20 protein-coding genes are annotated in these 18,146 nt (G+C 62.9%); 9 read left to right on the top strand and 11 right to left on the bottom strand.

Annotated features, from left to right (window positions below; all coding sequences use genetic code 11):
* Positions 1-2: 2 nt before the first annotated feature.
* The 6 genes from odhB to lpdA all read left to right on the top strand — a co-directional run bounded on the left by odhB (position 3) and on the right by lpdA (position 4,753).
* Positions 3-1,589 (top strand): 2-oxoglutarate dehydrogenase complex dihydrolipoyllysine-residue succinyltransferase, encoded by a 1,587-nt coding sequence (gene odhB, locus T8A63_RS13855; protein ID WP_300054059.1) that lies wholly within the window; start codon positions 3-5, stop codon positions 1,587-1,589.
* A 110-nt stretch (positions 1,590-1,699) separates the two neighbouring features.
* Positions 1,700-2,224: a hypothetical protein gene (locus tag T8A63_RS13860; protein WP_322344131.1), complete on the top strand. Its 525-nt coding sequence runs from the start codon at positions 1,700-1,702 to the stop codon at positions 2,222-2,224.
* Complete coding sequence (locus T8A63_RS13865) at positions 2,221-2,604, top strand: MAPEG family protein (protein WP_067623194.1); 384 nt, start codon at positions 2,221-2,223, stop codon at positions 2,602-2,604. The genes T8A63_RS13860 and T8A63_RS13865 overlap by 4 nt, the downstream gene beginning before the upstream one ends.
* A gap of 11 nt (positions 2,605-2,615) precedes the next feature.
* Positions 2,616-2,879 (top strand): hypothetical protein, encoded by a 264-nt coding sequence (locus tag T8A63_RS13870; protein ID WP_300054056.1) that lies wholly within the window; start codon positions 2,616-2,618, stop codon positions 2,877-2,879.
* Positions 2,876-3,271, top strand: coding sequence for an MAPEG family protein (locus T8A63_RS13875; RefSeq protein ID WP_322344132.1), 396 nt, complete (start codon positions 2,876-2,878; stop codon positions 3,269-3,271). Before T8A63_RS13870 ends, T8A63_RS13875 begins: the two co-directional genes overlap by 4 nt.
* Before the next feature lie 93 nt (positions 3,272-3,364).
* Positions 3,365-4,753 (top strand): dihydrolipoyl dehydrogenase, encoded by a 1,389-nt coding sequence (gene lpdA / locus T8A63_RS13880; protein ID WP_322344133.1) that lies wholly within the window; start codon positions 3,365-3,367, stop codon positions 4,751-4,753.
* A 327-nt stretch (positions 4,754-5,080) separates the two neighbouring features.
* Here lpdA and T8A63_RS13885 read toward each other — a convergent pair whose 3' ends face one another.
* Genes T8A63_RS13885 through T8A63_RS13895 form a run of 3 tightly spaced genes read right to left on the bottom strand, consistent with a single transcriptional unit; the run spans position 5,081 to position 7,397 of the window.
* Complete coding sequence (locus T8A63_RS13885) at positions 5,081-5,818, bottom strand: lysophospholipid acyltransferase family protein (RefSeq protein WP_322344134.1); 738 nt, start codon at positions 5,816-5,818, stop codon at positions 5,081-5,083.
* The gene (locus T8A63_RS13890; RefSeq protein WP_322345738.1) at positions 5,815-6,708 is read right to left on the bottom strand and encodes a cell division protein FtsX; all 894 of its coding nucleotides are present in this window, start codon (positions 6,706-6,708) and stop codon (positions 5,815-5,817) included. The genes T8A63_RS13885 and T8A63_RS13890 overlap by 4 nt, the downstream gene beginning before the upstream one ends.
* 11 nt (positions 6,709-6,719) lie before the next feature.
* A complete protein-coding gene (locus T8A63_RS13895) occupies positions 6,720-7,397 on the bottom strand; it encodes a cell division ATP-binding protein FtsE (protein ID WP_322344135.1) in 678 nt (225 codons plus the stop codon).
* 162 nt (positions 7,398-7,559) lie between these two features.
* Here T8A63_RS13895 and T8A63_RS13900 point away from each other — a divergent pair, with 162 nt between their 5' ends.
* Complete coding sequence (locus T8A63_RS13900) at positions 7,560-8,609, top strand: zinc-ribbon domain-containing protein (protein WP_322344136.1); 1,050 nt, start codon at positions 7,560-7,562, stop codon at positions 8,607-8,609.
* 6 nt (positions 8,610-8,615) lie between these two features.
* On the opposite strand, the gene T8A63_RS13905 is transcribed toward T8A63_RS13900, so the two are convergent.
* The 6 genes from T8A63_RS13905 to argH are packed head-to-tail and all read right to left on the bottom strand — an operon-like array spanning position 8,616 to position 14,534.
* Positions 8,616-11,165: a DUF4175 domain-containing protein gene (locus T8A63_RS13905; RefSeq protein WP_322344137.1), complete on the bottom strand. Its 2,550-nt coding sequence runs from the start codon at positions 11,163-11,165 to the stop codon at positions 8,616-8,618.
* Positions 11,166-11,200: 35 nt separating this feature from the next.
* Positions 11,201-12,466, bottom strand: a complete 1,266-nt coding sequence (gene lysA / locus T8A63_RS13910; protein ID WP_120350465.1) for a diaminopimelate decarboxylase — start codon at positions 12,464-12,466, stop codon at positions 11,201-11,203.
* A 28-nt stretch (positions 12,467-12,494) separates the two neighbouring features.
* On the bottom strand, positions 12,495-12,812 hold the full coding sequence (locus T8A63_RS13915) for a DUF2834 domain-containing protein (RefSeq protein ID WP_322344138.1): 318 nt from the start codon (positions 12,810-12,812) through the stop codon (positions 12,495-12,497).
* The gene (locus T8A63_RS13920; RefSeq protein WP_259948011.1) at positions 12,812-12,970 is read right to left on the bottom strand and encodes a hypothetical protein; all 159 of its coding nucleotides are present in this window, start codon (positions 12,968-12,970) and stop codon (positions 12,812-12,814) included. The genes T8A63_RS13915 and T8A63_RS13920 overlap by 1 nt, the downstream gene beginning before the upstream one ends.
* A complete protein-coding gene (locus T8A63_RS13925) occupies positions 12,967-13,146 on the bottom strand; it encodes a hypothetical protein (RefSeq protein WP_322344139.1) in 180 nt (59 codons plus the stop codon). Before T8A63_RS13925 ends, T8A63_RS13920 begins: the two co-directional genes overlap by 4 nt.
* Complete coding sequence (gene argH / locus T8A63_RS13930; protein ID WP_322344140.1) at positions 13,143-14,534, bottom strand: argininosuccinate lyase; 1,392 nt, start codon at positions 14,532-14,534, stop codon at positions 13,143-13,145. The genes T8A63_RS13925 and argH overlap by 4 nt, the downstream gene beginning before the upstream one ends.
* Before the next feature lie 23 nt (positions 14,535-14,557).
* Between argH and T8A63_RS13935 the strand changes: the two genes are divergently transcribed.
* Complete coding sequence (locus T8A63_RS13935; protein WP_322344141.1) at positions 14,558-15,127, top strand: TlpA family protein disulfide reductase; 570 nt, start codon at positions 14,558-14,560, stop codon at positions 15,125-15,127.
* A 36-nt stretch (positions 15,128-15,163) separates the two neighbouring features.
* Here T8A63_RS13935 and T8A63_RS13940 read toward each other — a convergent pair whose 3' ends face one another.
* Positions 15,164-16,237 carry a Hint domain-containing protein gene (locus T8A63_RS13940; RefSeq protein WP_322344142.1) on the bottom strand — a complete coding sequence of 358 codons (1,074 nt, stop codon included), beginning with the start codon at positions 16,235-16,237 and terminating at the stop codon, positions 15,164-15,166.
* Between the two features lie 200 nt (positions 16,238-16,437).
* Here T8A63_RS13940 and T8A63_RS13945 point away from each other — a divergent pair, with 200 nt between their 5' ends.
* Positions 16,438-16,965 (top strand): winged helix DNA-binding protein, encoded by a 528-nt coding sequence (locus T8A63_RS13945; RefSeq protein ID WP_322344143.1) that lies wholly within the window; start codon positions 16,438-16,440, stop codon positions 16,963-16,965.
* Between the two features lie 39 nt (positions 16,966-17,004).
* Here the strand turns inward: T8A63_RS13945 and gap are convergent, their stop codons facing one another.
* Complete coding sequence (gene gap, locus T8A63_RS13950; RefSeq protein WP_322344144.1) at positions 17,005-18,006, bottom strand: type I glyceraldehyde-3-phosphate dehydrogenase; 1,002 nt, start codon at positions 18,004-18,006, stop codon at positions 17,005-17,007.
* Between the last annotated feature and the right edge of the window lie 140 nt (positions 18,007-18,146).

Here is an 18,146-nt window from a genome sequence, read left to right on the forward strand (position 1 = left end):
CCATGACAAGCGAAGTACGCGTACCCACGCTGGGCGAATCCGTCACCGAAGCCACCGTTGCCACATGGTTCAAGAAACCCGGCGATACCGTCGCGGTGGATGAAATGCTCTGCGAGTTGGAGACCGACAAGGTCACCGTCGAAGTGCCCAGCCCCGTAGCTGGCACCTTAAGCGAGATTGTTGCTCAAGAGGGTGACACCGTCGGCGTCGACGCCCTGCTGGCCAATGTCAGCGAAGGTGACAGCGGCTCTGCCGCCGCGCCCAAAGCCAAAGAAGCCGCAGAAGACCCCGATGCCGCCTCCCAGTCCGACCGTGGCGGCGATGCGCCCAAAGCCATCGACGCAGGCGCCGCCGAAGTCGCCGCCCGCGAAGGCGAAAGCATCGACGTACAGGTGCCTACTTTGGGCGAGTCCGTAACCGAAGCGACCGTAAGCACTTGGTTCAAAAAGGTCGGCGACAAGGTCGAAGCCGATGAGATGCTCTGCGAGTTGGAGACCGACAAAGTCAGCGTCGAAGTCCCCGCACCCGCCGCTGGTGTCTTGGCCGAAATCTTTGCCGAAGAAGGCAGCACGGTTGAAGCCTCAGCCACGCTGGCCGTTCTGACCACTGGCGCGGGCGCTGCGGCCCCCAAGGGCGAAGACGCTAAATCCGGTGCCGGTGCTGCGCCTGAGACCAAGCCCGCCGACGGCAAAGACGTCGAAGACGCGCCTTCCGCCAAAAAGGCGATGGCCGAAGCGGGCATCAGCCGCGATCAGGTCACAGGCTCGGGCCGCGATGGCCGTGTGATGAAGGAGGACGTGGCCAAAGCCGTGGCCGCTGGCACCTCTGCCGCGCCCAAGGCCGAGGCCAAGCCCGCCGCACCGCGGCCCGCTTCCGCCCCCGACGATGCGTCGCGCGAAGAGCGGGTCAAGATGACCCGTCTCAAGCAGACCATGGCGCGCCGTTTGAAAGAGGCCCAGAACACCGCCGCGATCCTGACGACCTTTAACGAGGTCGACATGACCGAGGTCATGGCGCTGCGGAACACGTACAAGGCTGATTTCGAAAAGAAACACGGCGTGCGCATGGGCTTCATGTCCTTCTTCACCAAGGCCTGCTGTCACGCGCTGAAGGAAATCCCCGAGGTCAACGCCGAGATCGACGGCACCGACATCATCTACAAGAACTACGTCCACATGGGTGTCGCTGCAGGCACGCCCACGGGCCTTGTGGTGCCGGTGATCAAAGACGCCGACGCGATGTCCTTTGCCGAGATCGAAAAGGCCGTGAACGCCATGGGCAAAAAGGCCCGTGACGGCAAGCTGACCATGGCCGACATGACCGGCGGCACCTTCACCATCTCCAACGGCGGCGTCTACGGCTCGCTGATGACCGCGCCGATCCTGAACCCGCCACAGTCCGGTATCCTCGGCATGGCGAAAATTCAGGACCGCCCGATGGCGATCAACGGCGAAGTGGTCATCCGTCCAATGATGTATATCTCGCTCAGCTACGACCACCGGATCATCGACGGCAAGGGCGCTGTCACCTTCCTCGTCCGCGTCAAAGAGATGCTCGAAGATCCCCGCCGCCTGTTGATGGATCTGTAAAAAATATGCTGACCGGCGTACCTGCGCGTTGGCCTAGAATATTCTCGGTCTTAGGCCTAGGGGGCAGTGCTGCTATTCTGTTGGTCATGATAGCGGTAAGGGGAGCGTCGGTGTTTGCAAAACATTCCGATGACGAAGTCTCGTCATCGGAATTAGCGGATCCGTTGGTGGAATTTGCTTCCTTTCTTTCGATGTTGCCATCAACGGCCCTCGCCGCAATAAGTTTGCTAGCTCTCTTTGTGGCATACCTCTTTGGCGAAATTTTCATACTTGGCGGCTTTCGCATAAGAAGAGGTTCTGACACTGAAAGCCAGAAGCACTTAGCAAAGCGGTACGCCAAGCTTGCCTTTCAAAACAATGACCTGCTTACGACTCAGTCAATGAGAATGATCGAATGGGCAGAACTTCTCGAAGGTATTGGCCTTTTAGCTTTACTGGGAGGCCTGTTCTCTTTGGCAATTTCGCTCTTTGAATGTAATCTGTTGAGAGCAGTTCTTGCGTTAGCTACAACCATTGGGGGTCCACTAATTTTCTGGACTTATGCCAAAGGAATTCTGGGAACGGTTGACGAAATGATCGCGGCATATGCCGATCTCTTATCTTCAACGAAAGCTACCGAAGGATACAGACCATGACCGAAACCACCCTCCTCGCCGCCTATGGCCTTCTGGTCATGCTGACGATCCTCCTGCAAGTGCTGGGCGCCACCCGGCAGTTGTCGATGGGCTACCTGATGTCCTCGCGGGATGAGACGCGGACCACCACCGGCATGACGGCCCGTCTGGGCCGCGCGGTTGATAACTCCGTCGTGGCCATGGCGCTTTTCGCGCCTGCCGTGCTGCTGATCGAGATGCTGGGCCGGAACAACAGCGCCACGCTGCTGGCCGCGCAGGTCTTCCTGCTCGCACGCATTATCTACGTCATCGTCTACGCCCTTGGCGTGCCGACGATCCGCACACTGGCATGGCTCGCGGGCTATGCCGCCACCGCCGTTCTCTATTTCCACGCGCTTTGAAAGGCATTCCCATGCAGATGATCTGCCACTTCGACGTCACCGACTTCGCCGCTTGGAAAGACGCCTTTGACGCCGATGCCGAGGCGCGGCGCAACGCGGGGCTTTCGGTGCTGCAAATCTGGAAACACGCCGACAGCAACAGCAAGGCTTCCGTCCTGCTGGACATGAATGACCGTAAGAAGGCCGACGTCTGGCTCGCCCGCTCCAACGCGCTCAGCAGCGATGACAAGGGCACCGTGACCGGCTCCACCGCCTATTTCGTGAAATCCGCATGAGCGTCGAACTCACCGTCCTGACCCTCGCGGCCTTGCTGCAAGGGCTGCAATTCGTGCTCTACGCCGTCCCCGCAAACCGCGAGATCGGCCCCGGCTATACCATGTCGGCCCGCGACCGCGAGCCGAGCCGCAAGCTGTCGGACCGTACCGCCCGTCTGGGCCGCGCGCTGGACAACCACTTCGAGGGGCTGATCCTGTTCGGCATCGCCGTGGGCGTGGTGCAGATGTCGGCGCAGAACACCGCTTTCACCGCCGCCTGCGCTTGGGTCTATCTCATCGCCCGCGTGCTCTATGTTCCCGCCTATGCGCTCGGCCTGCGCCCGCATCGGTCGCTCATCTGGGTCATCGGCTTTGCTGCGACCATGCTGATGCTGCTGGCGGCCCTCATTTAACCCTTTCCCCCACACCCGCAGGCAGCGGCGCTTGCACCTGAAAACCGCGCCTCCTACCTTGCCTGTAACACCCGACTGCTAAGGAGACCCCCCATGTCGAGCTATGATGTCATCGTGATCGGCTCCGGCCCCGGCGGCTATGTCGCCGCCATCCGTTGCGCGCAACTGGGCCTGAAAACCGCCTGTGTCGAGGGCCGCGAGACCCTCGGCGGCACCTGCCTCAACGTGGGTTGCATCCCCTCCAAGGCCCTGCTGCACGCCACGCATATGCTGCATGAGGCCGAGCATAACTTCGAAGAGATGGGTCTGAAGGCCAAAGCGCCGACCGTCGATTGGAAGCAGATGCTGACCTACAAAGACAAGACCATCGAGACCAACACCAAGGGCATCGAATTCCTGTTCAAAAAGAACAAGATCGACTGGCTCAAGGGGTGGGGTTCGATCCCCGAGGCGGGTAAGGTCAAGGTCGGCGATGAGGTCCATGAGGCCAAGAACATCATTATCGCCAGCGGTTCCGAGCCTGCGGGCCTGCCCGGCGTCGAGGTTGACGAGAAAACCGTCGTGACCTCCACCGGCGCGCTGGAACTGGGCAAAATTCCCAAGAAGATGGTCGTGATCGGCGCGGGCGTCATCGGGCTGGAACTGGGCAGCGTCTACGCGCGTCTGGGGACCGAGATCACCGTGGTTGAATTCCTTGATGCGATCACTCCGGGCATGGACCCCGAGGTGCAAAAAACCTTCCAGCGGATGCTGAAAAAGCAGGGCATCAACTTCGTCATGGGCGCCGCCGTGCAAAAGACCGAAGTCGCCAAGGGCAAAGCCACGGTCAGCTACAAGCTGCGCAAAGACGACAGCGAGCATGAGATTGAGGCCGATACCGTTCTCGTCGCCACGGGCCGCAAGCCGGTCATCAAAGGCATGGGGCTGGACGATCTCGGCATCAAGATGACCGAGCGCGGCCAGATCGCCGTGAACGAGCATTGGAAGACCTCCGTCAAAGGCGTCTATGCCATCGGCGACGTGATCGAGGGCCCGATGTTGGCCCACAAAGCCGAGGACGAAGGCATGGCCGCCGCCGAGGTGATCGCGGGCAAACATGGCCACGTGAACTACGGCGTGATCCCCGGCGTGATCTACACCCACCCCGAGGTCGCCAGCGTCGGCGAAACCGAGGCGACGCTCAAGGAAGCGGGCCGCGAGTACAAAGTCGGAAAGTTCTCCTTCATGGGCAACGCGCGGGCCAAGGCAGTCTTTGCCGGTGACGGTTTCGTCAAGCTGATCGCCGACAAGGAAACCGACCGCATCCTCGGCTGCCACATCATCGGCCCCGGCGCGGGCGACCTGATCCACGAGGTCTGCGTGGCGATGGAATTCGGCGCCTCGGCACAGGATCTGGCCATGACCTGCCACGCGCACCCGACCTATTCCGAAGCCGTGCGCGAAGCCGCACTGGCCTGCGGCGACGGGCCGATCCACATGTAAGACCGAGGGGGCGGGCCAAAGGGTCCGCCCTTTTTCGTTGCGCAGGGTGCGCGCGGCGAGCGCATCAGGCGTTAACACCCCTGCTCTACAACCTCTCCCGTCGCGACACACACGGAAGACGAGGCCCTTCGCGGGTCATGTCGATACGTAGAGACATGCAGGGTGACGCCTGTCTTTTCCACCTCCCCAAGGCGGCGCCGCCACTTTAACGGCTTCCCAGTATAAAATAACGATAGCCCGCGAAGCATTGGCTTCGGCGGTGGTTCTACCTGTGCTAGTAGATAACAAAGGGCAGCAGCTTAGAAGGCGCAGATCATGCCGAAAGCATTAAGCCGTGACCACAGGCCGCCACCCAGCCTCATGCAGCAAGGCGTTCGAACGGCTCTCGACCTCTTCTTCCAACCGCGCCATAAAGCTTCGCTTATCCAGCCCCGGCTCAATCGGCTCAAGAAACTCGACCACCGCCAAACCCGGTTTGCGGTACAGCCCCCGGCGTGGCCAGAAGTGGCCCGCATTAGTCGCTACCGGCACGCAAACCTGCCCCATCTGGTCGTAAAGCACCGCCGTACCAACCTTGTAGGGCGCGCTGAGGCCCGGTGCCACGCGGGTGCCTTGGGAATAGATCACCAACTGCCCCGGCTCGACCCGACCGGCGTTCACGTCGGCCATCATCTTGGTGATCGCCTGCCCGCGTTTGCCACGGTTGACGGCAATCATACCCATCCGTTTGGCGTATTGGCCAATCACCGGGGTCCAAAGCACCTCACGTTTCATAATGAATTTTGCACGCGGCAGAGCGTGAAAGATCATCAAGATATCCAGAAACGATTGGTGTTTTGCGGCCACCAAAACCTCGCCATCCGGCACCGTACCACGCACTTCGCAGCGTAGGCCGATCAGCCAGCGGGCCGACCACATGACCCAAGCGGCATAGGTCTTGCAGGCCCGATAGGCCCCGCGTTTCGAAAATATCGCCCAAGGCGCAAAGGCCAACCCGAGCACCGGCATCGCCACGGTCACCTGCACGATATAGAGGATCGACCGGACCCATTGCAGCAGCTTCATGTCAGTTCCCTCAATGTACGCCGCGCGGCTGCCCCGGTTGCGGCAAAGGCCACCGCCCCGACCAAGATCGGCACCAGAAGGGGCACCACCCAGTGCCAGCCGCGAAAGCCCAAGCCGGTCAAAAAGCCGCCCGCCTCGCCGGCATCGGGCAACAGAACGACCGCCACCATACCAAGCGCCGTGCCCGCCGCCGCACCCAACAGCGCGCGCAGGGTAAAGCGCCGAATGAAGGCTCGGGCGATATAGTCATCGGTCGCCCCCACCAGCCGCAGCACCGCGATCACCTGCGCATTCGCCGCAAGGGCCGCCTGCGCGGCCAGCGTCACCATGGCCGCCACCGCAGCCCCGATCAGCAGGGTCGAAATCCAGCCCAACAGGCGCAACCGGCTTGCCGCCGCAACCAACGGCGCGCGCCAGCGGCTGTGGTCATCCAGCACCGCGCCCGGCACCTCGGCAGAGAGACGCAGGCGCAGGCCCACCGGGTCCAGCCCCTCGCCTTCCTCAACCACTTCGATCAAGCGCGGCACCGGCAGGCTCTCCATCGCCAGTTCAGGGCCAAACCACGGGGAGAGCAACTCTTCCTGCTCCGCATCCGTCAGCGCACGGGCCGAGGCGACGCCCTTGGTCGTCTGCAACACCTTCAACGCGGCCTCAGTCTGGGCCGCGCGTTGGTCCAGCGGAGCCACGATGCGCACCGTCGCCGACTGCGTCAACTCCTGCCCCCAGACCTGCGCCAACCGGCCAGAAGCAAGCGACAGCGCCAGGGCGAATACCGCGAGAAAGGCCATTGCGCCCGCCGCAAACAACGTCAGCTGCGCCGTGAACCCCGAGGGCGGCACCACGCGATCCGCTTGCCTGTCGCCTTTGAAAATCGCGCGCAGCGCGCCCATGTCGAACCGCTTCACAAATCCGCCCCCGCCAGTTGAATGCGCCGGTTGGCGATCCGCAGCACGCGGGCCTGCACATGCGCTTTGGTGGCGCGGATCAGGCCCAGATCATGGGTGGCGATCAACACGGTCTTGCCCATGCGGTTCAACTCGATCAACAGGCGGAGCAACCGTTGCGACATCTCCCAATCGATGTTGCCCGTTGGCTCATCCGCCAAGATCACATCGGGCGACATGATCACCGCGCGGGCAAGGGCGGCCCGCTGCCGCTCCCCGCCCGACAGCTCAGGCGGCAGGGCGTCGGCGCGGTTGGTGAGCCCGACCCATGACATCAGCTCTTCCAGATCGGTGCCCCCCGCCTCGGCCTGACGGCCAGAGACGTTCAGCGGCAGGGCGATATTCTCGCTCAACGGCAGATGGTCGAGGAATTTCACGTCCTGATGCACCACGCCAACCCGGCGGCGCATCAGTGCGATGTCATCTCGGCCCAGCCCGCGCACATCGGTGCCGAAAATCCGCAGATGTCCCGCCGTGGGCAGCAAGGCCCCGTAGCAGAGCTTCATCAAGGTGGTCTTGCCCGCGCCCGAGGGGCCGGTGAGGAAATGGAACGATCCGGGGGCGAGTTTCAGCGTGATGTCGGACAGCAATTCGCCCCCGCCATAGCTGTAGGCCACATTTTCGAGCTCTATCACGCAACCACCTTAAAACACTTCGACCTGTTGTGCCTCAGCATCGGAAAGGATTCAATCACTCAGAACCCCAGCACCCTGCCCAGATATCACTTTTCCTACGTTATTCTAGGACATATGCTGTCCGTTACGATCCGAGAGCACCGAACGAACCCAGGAATGACCATGCGGCTGATCTGCCCCAACTGCGACGCGCAATACGAAGTCCCCGATGAGGTGATGCCGGTGGCAGGGCGTGACGTGCAATGTTCCAACTGCGGGCAGACGTGGTTTCAGCATCATCCCGACAATGCGCCCGAACAGGACGACAGTGAATTCGACGACCCGGATTTCGATGACGACGTGATGCATATGAAGCAACGCGCGTCGGATGACACCGGCGAAGAGCAGTCTGCGGCCAATAGCCTGCCTGATCTCCAGCCCTTCGGGGATGAGGATTACGAGGACGACGGATTTGAAGAGGGCGCATTTGAAGAAGACGACTTCGAAATCGACGCTTCTGATACCGACGCCTTCGAAAACGCTGCCTTCGCGCCGGAGGAGGAAAACGCGCGCCCGGCCTCCGCCGCCGCGCCTGTCAGACGCTCGCTCGACCCTGCGATCGCGGAAATCCTGCGTCAGGAGGCCGCGGCCGAGCAGGAAGCCCGCCGTCGCCGTCCGTCAGAGCCGTTGGAAAGCCAGCCGGACCTCGGTCTAGACGACGCGCCCCGTCCCGCGCCCAAACAAGCCCCCAGTCCCGACATCGCCGAAGATGACCACGTGACCGAGGACGAAGACGCCCGCCGCGCCCATGAGGCCCGTCTGCGCATGGCCAAAATGCGCGGAGAGCCGGTTCCCGAACGCGAGAATGACGCCTACGGCAGCGCGTCGCGCCGGGATCTGCTGCCCGATATCGAAGAGATCAACTCAACCCTGCGCCACGACCGCACGCAGGGCCAGCAGGCAGGGCCAACGCCCACCGCCGCGCTCGACCGCCCTGAAAGACCGCGCAAATCCGGGGGGTTCATGCGCGGCTTCACCGTGATGATCGCCTTGGCGGCCATTTTGGCGGCGGTCTATGTCTATGCGCCGCAGATTGCGCAATCCTTGCCGCAGGCCGATCCTTACCTATCGTCCTATGTGGCATGGATGGACGACGCGCGAATTTGGCTCGATGGGCAGTTGCAGGATCTGCTGGTCTGGCTCGACACCGTGGCGACCCAATCGCAGGGCTAACCCCGCCTAGAACCGATCCAACAGTCTGTTGAGGTAATCCCGCTCGACCTCTGGCCGCTCCGCCTCGCCCGAGCGGCGGCGGATTTCGTCCAACAGACGCCGTGCGCGGCCCTGATCGTCGGGCCCCTGCGCCAGCGGCGCGTCCGAGCTATTGGCCCCATTGCCGCCCTGCTCGCGCCCCAGCGGATCGCGCGCCTCGGCCCGGCGGTCGCCTTCGGCAGTGCCTTGACCGGGCTGGCCCTCGCCCTGTTCTTGCTCCATCGCATCGCCAAGCGACCGCATCCCTTCGCGCAATGCTTCCATGGCCTGTGCCTGATTGTCGATTGCCTCGGCCAACTCATCGCGGCGCAGGGCGTCTCCGGCACGGTCCATCGCCTCACCGGCGCGGTCCAGTGCATCACGCGCGGCATCCCCTTCGGGCGTGCCTTGCCCCGGTAGACGGCCTTCCTGACGGCGCAACTCATCGCGCAGCGCTTGCTGACGCCCGGCCAGCCCCTCTTCGGCGCCCTCTTCGCCGGATTGGCCGCCCTGCCCCTGCTGGCCCTCATGGCTCTGACCGCGGCCCTGACCGCCGTTGCGGCCTTCGTTGCCCTCATTCTCGCCCGCCCCGGTGCCGGGGTTGAACTGCTCTTGCAGGTCGCGGAAGGCCTGATCGCTCAGCCCCTGTTGCTCGCGCAGCGTTTCCGAGAGCCCCTCCATCGCCTGCTCACCCGGTGAATTGCCGCCCTCGCCAGGCTGGCCTTGGGTGACGCGCATGTTCTCCATCATTTCCTGCAACTGACGCAGCGCCTCTGCAGCCTCGGCCATGCGGCCCTGCTCCATCAACTCTTGAATGCGGTCCATCATGCGTTGCAGATCATCTTGCGTCATCTGCATGGACTCGCCTTGGGGCTGCTGGCCTTCGCCCTCGCCCCCCTGCGCCTGTTGGCGCTGGAGTTGCTCCAGATACTCTTCGGTGGCGCGGCGCAATTCCTCCATCAGCTCGGCAATCTCTGCCGACGAAGCACCGTTCTTCATCGCCTCGTTCAGCCGATCCTGCGCGCGGCGCATCCGCGCCAGCGCATCGGCCAACACGCCCTCTTCCAGTTCAATCGCCAACGCCCAAAGGTCTTCGGCCATTTCGGTCTGGACTTCTTCGTCCAACCCATAGCGCGCCCGGATTTCCAGACGGCGGATCAATTGCTTGAGCCGCAGAACCGTCACATCCGATCGCAGGTCCTCCCCCGGCGCATAGGTCACAGCGCGAAGCACCTGCGCGATGCGCGGCGCATTGGCCCGCGACCACAAAAGATCGCGGCGCATCTCGATGACTGCTGCCGCCGCGGGATCAAAAAAGCGCCGCCCCGGCAGGGTCAATTGGCTCACCTCGGTCACGGCTTGCTGTTCGGCAGCGTCGAGCACGGAAAGCTCTAGGGACACCGGCAGATTGGCCCAAGGGTGCTTAGAGAAATTCTCAATCAGGTTCTCTTCGAACTGCCGCCGATCGCCCGTGATCGGCATGGGCAGCGGCACAACAATCTCGGGCCAAGCGTCTGGGTCGATGGTCAGCCCATAGCGACGGTCGACGGAGGCCAGATCAAGGCTGATCCGCGCCTCGCCTGCTTCGACGCCATAGTCATCCCGCGCGATGAAAGGCAGGCTCATTTCGCCCAAAGCAGTCACCTCGGGCGGGCCTTGTCGCTCGATCTGCGGGGCGGCGTCGGGCAGCATCGTGATCTGCCATGCCCGCGCGCCCGGACCCTCGATGCTGATCTCGCCGCTTTGGCGCAGGGTGAAATCCTGCGCGGGCTCAGAGGTCGCGCCCCCCTCGCGGCCCGATACGGTTTCGTCGACCGTCAGCGCGCCCAACTCTCCGTAAAGGCGTAGGGTGATCAACGTGCCCGCAGGCAGCGACAGCGCCCCGGCCTCAAGGTCGTTCAAATAAAGTGTTGGCTTCCCAGTATGGCGCGGCGGCTCGGCCCAGCCTTCCCAAACCGGACCAGAGGCCAACGCGCCGCCCGCGCCGCCGGGGGTCAGTTGCGTGACCTCACCCAACCGCCAGACCGAGCCGAAGACCAATGCCACAGTGAACGCCAGCAGCGCCAGATAGCGCAGCGCATAGGGGTCAGCCCGCGACACACGCAGATCACCCTTTACCGGTTTGGCTGCCGCCGCCCGTGCCGCCATCCGTTTCTGATGGGCCTTCCAGACCGCCGCCGACGCCGCATCACCCGCGCCGATTGCCTGATCGTCCAACAGCGCCCGAATGGGCCGCCCCGGCAGGCTGGCATCCAGCCGGGCCAGCGCATCGGCGCGTGAGGGCACCCGAAAACGCCGCAGCGCGAACACCAAGGTGCCCAGAAATGCGATACCGAGAACGGCAAATACGGCCCAAAGCAGATTACCGCCCAGACCGTCCTGCGCCCCCATCATCAGCGCCGCGAGCACCGCCAGCACCAGCGTCAGCATCGGCCAAAGCGCCTGCACCAGCGCCTCGGCCCACATCCCCGCCCAAGTCAGCCGCAAGGGCCGCCGCAATGCGCGCAGCCCGTCTGTCCTGTCAGTGGATGTTTCCATGCGTCACGCTCCGGTGGCCCGGCGGCGGAATGCCGTCAGAGCCATTCAGGGATGGTATCGCGGTTTATCATTTCGTCAAAGCTTGGCCGTGGGCGGATAACCGCGAATTGATCGCCATTGACCAGCACCTCGGGGATCAGGGGCCGCGAATTATATTCGCTGCTCATCACCGCGCCGTAGGCTCCGGCAGAGCGGAAGGCCACCAGATCGCCTGACCCCAGCACCGGCATCATGCGTTGTTTGGCGAACGTATCGCCGGATTCGCAAACCGGGCCGACGATATCCACCGGACGCGGCTCGGCCCCCGGAGCGGGTTCATTCAGCGGCACGATGTCATGCCATGCGTCATACATGGCGGGCCGGATCAGGTCGTTCATCGCGGCATCAAGGATCAGGAAATCGCGGCCCTCGCCGGATTTGAGGTAGATCACTTCGCTGACCAAGACACCCGCGTTGCCCGCGATCAGGCGGCCCGGTTCAATCTCGACCTCGCAGCCCAGATGCCCCAGCGTGCGCTGCACCATCGCGCCGTAATCTGTCGGCAATGGGGGGGCAGAGTTGGAGCGCTCGTAAGGGATGCCCAAGCCGCCGCCAAGGTCCAGCCGCCGGATGTTATGACCATCGGCGCGCAGCACTTCGGTCAGTTCCGCGACCTTGCCATAGGCCTGCTCAAAGGGGGCGAGATCGGTCAACTGGCTGCCGATATGCACATCGATGCCGACAATCTCCAACCCCGGCAGATTGGCCGCCATGGCATAGACCTCGCGGGCGCGGGCGATGGGGATGCCAAACTTGTTTTCGCTTTTGCCGGTGGCGATCTTGGCGTGGGTTTTCGCATCGACATCGGGGTTCACGCGGATGGTGATCGGCGCGACCTTGCCCAATTCACGCGCCACGATATCAAGCAGGATCATCTCCGGCTCGCTCTCGACGTTGAACTGGCGAATGCCGCCCGTCAGAGCCAATTCGATCTCTTCGCGGGTTTTGCCTACGCCGGAAAAGACGATCCTGTCGCCCGGCACGCCTGCCGCCTTGGCGCGGCGGTATTCCCCGCCCGAGACAACATCCATCCCCGCGCCCGCCTGCGCCAGCGTGCGCAACACGGCTTGGTTGGAATTGGCCTTCATCGCGTAGCAGACCAGATGATCCATGCCCGAAAGCGCATCGTCGAACAGGTGGAAATGGCGCAGCAGCGTCGCGGTGGAATAGACGTAGACCGGCGTGCCGACAGCGGCGGCGATCTCGGCCAAGCTTACGTCTTCGGCGTGCAACACACCGTCTTTATAGAGAAAATGATCCATTTGCGCGTCGCCTTATGTCGTCCCGGCCCTATTTGATCGGCGCTGTCCGCAGGAAAAGATAGAGCGGCAGGCCACAGCTCACCCCAATACAGAACGTGGCGGGAATGGCAATCAAGCTGAGGAAATTCCGGCGCACGGCGACCTCAGCGATAATCCAGATGGTCAAAGTCACGGCAGCGATGGTCAGGTCCCAGACCAGCCCGCTGGCGGCGGCATTGGCGTGCCATGCGTCCACCATGGCGCTCAGGCTCCAGCCTTCGGCGTTGAACCAAGTGATGAAGTAATACATCGGATGCACCGTGCCCCAGACCGCAAGGGCGAGGTAGAGCATGCGCAGCGGTGACATCAGAAAGTCTTTGCCACGCCGACGGTGGCATAGCCCGACAGGCTGATCCCCGGTTCGGCTGGCGGCGGCGCATCTTGCCGCGCCGATGGCTGCGGCGGGGTGCAGGCGGCCAAGCTAAGTGTCCCGGCCACCAGCGTAATCTGCAAAAGCGGCCTCACGACCCGACCCCAAGCGCCAGCGAAAACGGCCCGCGGCGCAGCCCGACAGCGGTGCCGACCGACACGTCCGAAGACGACATGGTGATCGTGCTGCTGGCTGTCGGTTTCACAGGTTCGCCATCCGCGCCACAGGCGGCAAGGCTCAGCAAAGCAAGGGTCGCGAGGGCGCGTTTCACTTCAGGATTTCCTTCCAACGCTCGACTTGGGCACGCACCTGCGCAGGGGCGGTGCCGCCATAGGACATGCGCGAGTTTACCGAGTTTTCGACGCCAAGCACATCGAAAACGTCCTGCGTGATCTCGGCGTGCACCGATTGCATCTGTTCCAGCGTGAGGTCCGGCAGATCACAGCCCTGCGCCTCGGCCATGGCGACCAGCGTGCCGGTCACATGGTGCGCGTCGCGGAACGGCAGGTTCGGCACCCGCACCAGCCAGTCGGCCAGATCGGTGGCGGTGGAGAATCCCGAGCCCGCGGCGGCGGCGAGGTTCTCGCGCTCCGCAGTCATGTCGCCCACCATCCCGGTCATCGCGGCCAGCGCCAGCATCAGGTTGTCCGCGGCGTCAAAGACCTGTTCTTTATCTTCCTGCATGTCCTTGGAGTAGGCCAGCGGCAGGCCCTTCATCACCATCATCAGCGCGGTATTTGCACCAAAGATACGGCCTACCTTGGCGCGGATCAGCTCGGCGGCGTCGGGGTTTTTCTTCTGCGGCATGATGCTGGAGCCGGTCGAGAAGCGGTCCGACAGCGCCACGAAACGGAACTGTGCCGACGACCAGATCACCAGCTCTTCGGCAAAGCGTGACAGGTGCATCGCACAGATGCTGGCCGCACCCATGAACTCCAACGCGAAGTCGCGGTCGCTGACGGCGTCAAGACTGTTGGCGGCGGGGCGGTCAAAGCCGAGCGCTTCGGCTGTCATGTCCCGGTCAATCGGGAATGACGTGCCAGCAAGGGCTGCCGCGCCCAATGGGCATTCGTTCATTCGTTTACGCGCATCGCGGATGCGCGAGAGATCGCGGCCAAACATCTCGACATAGGCCATCATGTGGTGGCCCCACGTCACGGGCTGCGCGGTTTGCAGATGGGTAAAGCCCGGCATGACCCAATCGGCCCCGGCCTCTGCCTGAGACAAAAGCGCGCGGATCAGCGCTTGGAGACCTTCATCAGCGGCGTCCAACTGATCGCGGACCCAGAGTTTGAAATCGGTGGCGACTTGGTCGTTCCGGCTGCGGCCCGTGTGCAAGCGGCCTGCGGGCTCACCGATCAGGTCTTTCAGCCGCGCCTCGACGTTCATGTGGATGTCTTCGAGGGCTGCCGAGAACTCGAACCGGCCCTCTTCGATCTCTGACAAGATCGTGAGAAGCCCTTCCCGTATCGCTTGCGCGTCGTTATCAGTCAGGATGCCCGTGGCTGCCAGCATGGCGGCATGGGCACGCGACCCACTGATGTCTTGTGCGGCCATCCGTTTGTCGAACCCGATCGAGGCGTTGATCGCCTCCATGATCGCGTCCGGTCCGGCGGCGAAACGGCCACCCCACATTTTGTTCGAGGTCGTGTCGGTCATGTTGAATACCCTTGGAGGGACGTATGAAAAATCTCGTGCTCGGCTTCGTTTATACGCTGCTTGTCGCAGGTGCAAACCCCGCCCTTGCCGGAACGGCTGACATCGCGGGGCTGCGCGACGGGGACATGAAGAAACTTGTGATCCATGACGCGCCGCAAGCGGCCTCTGACGTGACCTTTGAGCGTGAGGACGATGGCGAAGCGATGTCGCTGGCGGATTACGAAGGCAAGGTCGTGTTGGTGAACTTCTGGGCCACATGGTGCGCGCCCTGCCGCAAGGAAATGCCGCAGTTGAACGCGCTCCAAAAGGAATTTGGCGGCGACGATTTTCAGGTGCTGACCATCGCCACGGGCCGCAACTCTGAAGAAGGGATCAAGCGTTTCTTCGAGGAAGCCGGCGTCGACAGCCTGCCCCGCCACCGAGACCCGAAGCAGAAGCTCGCCAGCCAGATGGGCGTTTTCGGCCTGCCGATCAGCGTGCTTTTGGACCGTGAAGGGCGCGAGATCGCCCGGTTGCAGGGCGATGCGGAATGGGACTCTGAGAGCGCGCGGGCGATTATCGCAGCGCTGATCAAAGAAGACGCAGAGAGCTAAAGTTTAGCCGCAAGGTCGGGCGTCCGGGCCCGGCCCTTACGCCACATGCCGCAGGATCGCCGCCTCTGACGTGCTGAGATTGCGCCGCGCGAACCCGCCGTAGCTGTGCGGATCAGCCGCCAACTGCGGATGCGCCGCAAGCAGACGCGCCCGGTCCTGCGCGCCAAGACTGGTGAGCGGGGCCGAGGCGGGATGAAAGCTCTCGGTCTCGACCCCATTGGCCCACATCACCTGATGCTCGGCCAGCAACACGTGGATATAGGTCACTTCGCGCAGAGACATATCGCTGGCCACGCTGCGCCCGTTAATCAGGTCTTTGGCCGCGACCAGCACCTCATCACAGTTGAACAGATCACGGGCCTGCGGGCCTTGCAGCACGATCCGGTGATCCGGCGAGACCAGCAGCGGGGCATCGGGCCGTGTGATCCCCAAAGCGCCGGGGCGGAACCGCACGGGGCGCAGATGCGGCATGGCGTGGAGCCGTGCGCCGCTCATCCGGCGGCTGCCGATCCACTCCAGCGGCTGCGCGCCGTTGTCTTTGGTCTGGATCAGATCCCCCTCGCGCAGATCTTCGATCAGGGCGCTGCCCATGGGCGTGCGGATGCGGGTGCCGGGGGTAAAGCAAATCACACCACCGCTTTCGGCCTCTGAAAGCTCATCGCGCTGCGGCTTGAGCGTGCTGTGCATCACCCAGAGTTCACAGTCACGCGGCGGCAATTCATCGACAAACATCAACAGCGGTGTGCGACCTTGGCCTGCGTCGATCAACGTAACCGTGTAGGTCCGCGCGCCGTTGGTGACCATAAAACTGTTGTCGAGCGGTGGGGCGGTATGGTCTCTACGCTGGGGTTTGGAAGGCATCACGCCGCCCTCCTCCAGCGCCGCGCCGATCAGGCGCTGCACCTTGCGGGCCGCGCGCTTGCGCAGCTGCTCTGCCCCGTCCGCCATATCCAGCCGCAACACATCGTTCGGCCCATCCACACGGAGAGTGTCCCCGCGCCACGCCCAGGCCGCGCCCAGTTCGAGCGACTGCACCGGTGCGGCCTCCAGACCGTCGATCTCTGTTTGCGACCAGCTGATAACAAACGTGCCTCGAAAGCCCGTTTTCATTGCTGCTCTGCCTGCCTCACGTATTTTTATTAACCCCAGCCTACCAAAGCCGCTGCCCTCGCGAAAGATGGCATGAATGTGGCATTTCAATCTGTTGCAAATTGATCTTCATGCGCCCAGACGGACAAAGACACGCCGAACGCTTGTAAATCGCCAGCGTCTTGGTAACGTTATTCAGGTCAAGCAGCCGGAGGCACCGCATGTCGGAAGAAATTCCCCCCACCCCGTCGCGCCGCATCGTTTCGTCCCGGCATTTGGCCGAGGGCGACGGCTGGGAAGCCTCTGAACTCGAATACGGGATGATCATCGCCTATAACGCTTTCACCCGTTGGATGTCGCGCTGCATGGCGGCGGCGGGCAATGGGGATCTGACGCCGCTGGAAATCCTCGTGCTGCATAACGCCAATCACCGGGGCCGGGAAAAACGGCTGACGGATATCTGTTTTCTGCTGAACATTGAAGACACGCATACGGTGAACTATGCGCTGCGCAAGCTGGTGAAAGCGGAACTGCTGAGTGCCGAAAAACGCGGTAAGGAGGTGTTCTATCGCACCTCCCCCGCCGGGGCCGAGCTGTGTGAGGCCTATCGCGCGATCCGTCAGGCGTGTTTTCTGGATGGCTTGCCGCGCACCGATATCTCGGGCGAGGAACTGCGAAAGATTGCGGCGCAGCTTCGGGCGATGTCGGGGCAATATGACCAAGCGAGCCGGGCTGCGGCCTCGCTGTAGAGCATGGGCGCGAGGGCTGCCCCCCGCGCCAGCTAAAGCTTAGATCAACGCGGCAATGGCACGCGCGGTGTCGTTCATGCGGTTCGAAAAACCCCATTCATTGTCATACCAGCTGACCACACGGATCATGCCGCCATCGGTCACCCGCGTCTGTTCGGGCGCGAGGGTCGACGAATGCGGATCGTGGTTGAAATCTGCCGACACCAGCGGCGCGGGCTCATAGGCCAGCACGCCCTTAAGCGCGCCGTTAGATGCTTCTTGCATCGCCGCGTTCACCGCCTCTGCCGTAGCGGTTTTCTTGGGCATGACGCAGAGATCAACGAGCGAGACATTGGCCGTCGGCACCCGCACGGCGGAGCCTTCGAGAACCCCTTTGAGATGCGGGATCACTTCGGAAATCGCGGCAGCAGCACCGGTTGATGTGGGCACCATCGACAGGGCAGCGGCGCGGCCACGATAGGGGTCGCGGTGCGGGCTGTCATGGGTCGGCTGGTCGCCGGTATAGGCGTGGATCGTGGTCATATAGCCAGTCTCGATCCCAAAGGTGTCGTCGAGCACTTTGGCCACCGGGGCGAGGCAGTTGGTGGTGCAAGAGGCATTGGAAACGATCACGTCTTCGGCGGTCAGATCTTGATGGTTCACGCCGTAGACCACGGTGCGATCCACGCCCTTGCCGGGGGCGGAGATCAGCACCCGCTTGCTGCCGTTTTCCAAATGTTTCGCCGCCGCGTCGCGTGTGGTGAAGAACCCGGTGCACTCATAGGCGACATCGACATCGCCCCACGGCAGTTTCGCCGGATCACGCTCTGCCGTCATGCGAATGGTCTGACCTGCGACATGCAGGCTGCCGTCTTTCAATTCCGCATCCGCGGTCAGGCGGCCATGCACGGAGTCGTATTTCAGCAAGTGCAGCAGGTTCTCGGCATCGGTCAGGTCGTTGATGGCAACGACTTCGATCCCGTCAAAGCCGTTCTCGATCAGCGCGCGCAGCACGCAGCGGCCAATGCGGCCAAAGCCGTTGATGGCGATTTTTGTGGTCATGGTGAATCCTCCGGTGGCCCAGTTTCGGGCAGATTGGCGCGGTTAGCGCTAACATAACAGCAGGTGCAGAGGAGTTCAATCGGCCATAGAAACGAAAACGGCGCCCGCTGGGGGGCGCCGTCCTAGGTGTCGGTAAACGC

Origin of the sequence: Sulfitobacter sp. OXR-159 (genome assembly GCF_034377145.1) — a bacterium.
GTDB lineage: Bacteria > Pseudomonadota > Alphaproteobacteria > Rhodobacterales > Rhodobacteraceae > Sulfitobacter.

Bases quoted from the DNA above. Each gene is read 5' to 3' on its own strand.
- odhB (WP_300054059.1), top strand. From the start codon at position 3: ATGACAAGCGAAGTACGCGTACCCACGCTGGGCGAATCCGTCACCGAA.
- T8A63_RS13865 (WP_067623194.1), top strand. From the start codon at position 2,221: ATGACCGAAACCACCCTCCTCGCCGCCTATGGCCTTCTGGTCATGCTG.
- T8A63_RS13870 (WP_300054056.1), top strand. From the start codon at position 2,616: ATGCAGATGATCTGCCACTTCGACGTCACCGACTTCGCCGCTTGGAAA.
- T8A63_RS13875 (WP_322344132.1), top strand. From the start codon at position 2,876: ATGAGCGTCGAACTCACCGTCCTGACCCTCGCGGCCTTGCTGCAAGGG.
- lpdA (WP_322344133.1), top strand. From the start codon at position 3,365: ATGTCGAGCTATGATGTCATCGTGATCGGCTCCGGCCCCGGCGGCTAT.
- T8A63_RS13885 (WP_322344134.1), bottom strand. From the start codon at position 5,818: ATGAAGCTGCTGCAATGGGTCCGGTCGATCCTCTATATCGTGCAGGTG.
- T8A63_RS13890 (WP_322345738.1), bottom strand. From the start codon at position 6,708: ATGGGCGCGCTGCGCGCGATTTTCAAAGGCGACAGGCAAGCGGATCGC.
- T8A63_RS13900 (WP_322344136.1), top strand. From the start codon at position 7,560: ATGCGGCTGATCTGCCCCAACTGCGACGCGCAATACGAAGTCCCCGAT.
- T8A63_RS13905 (WP_322344137.1), bottom strand. From the start codon at position 11,165: ATGGAAACATCCACTGACAGGACAGACGGGCTGCGCGCATTGCGGCGG.
- lysA (WP_120350465.1), bottom strand. From the start codon at position 12,466: ATGGATCATTTTCTCTATAAAGACGGTGTGTTGCACGCCGAAGACGTA.
- T8A63_RS13915 (WP_322344138.1), bottom strand. From the start codon at position 12,812: ATGTCACCGCTGCGCATGCTCTACCTCGCCCTTGCGGTCTGGGGCACG.
- argH (WP_322344140.1), bottom strand. From the start codon at position 14,534: ATGACCGACACGACCTCGAACAAAATGTGGGGTGGCCGTTTCGCCGCC.
- T8A63_RS13935 (WP_322344141.1), top strand. From the start codon at position 14,558: ATGAAAAATCTCGTGCTCGGCTTCGTTTATACGCTGCTTGTCGCAGGT.
- T8A63_RS13940 (WP_322344142.1), bottom strand. From the start codon at position 16,237: ATGAAAACGGGCTTTCGAGGCACGTTTGTTATCAGCTGGTCGCAAACA.
- T8A63_RS13945 (WP_322344143.1), top strand. From the start codon at position 16,438: ATGTCGGAAGAAATTCCCCCCACCCCGTCGCGCCGCATCGTTTCGTCC.
- gap (WP_322344144.1), bottom strand. From the start codon at position 18,006: ATGACCACAAAAATCGCCATCAACGGCTTTGGCCGCATTGGCCGCTGC.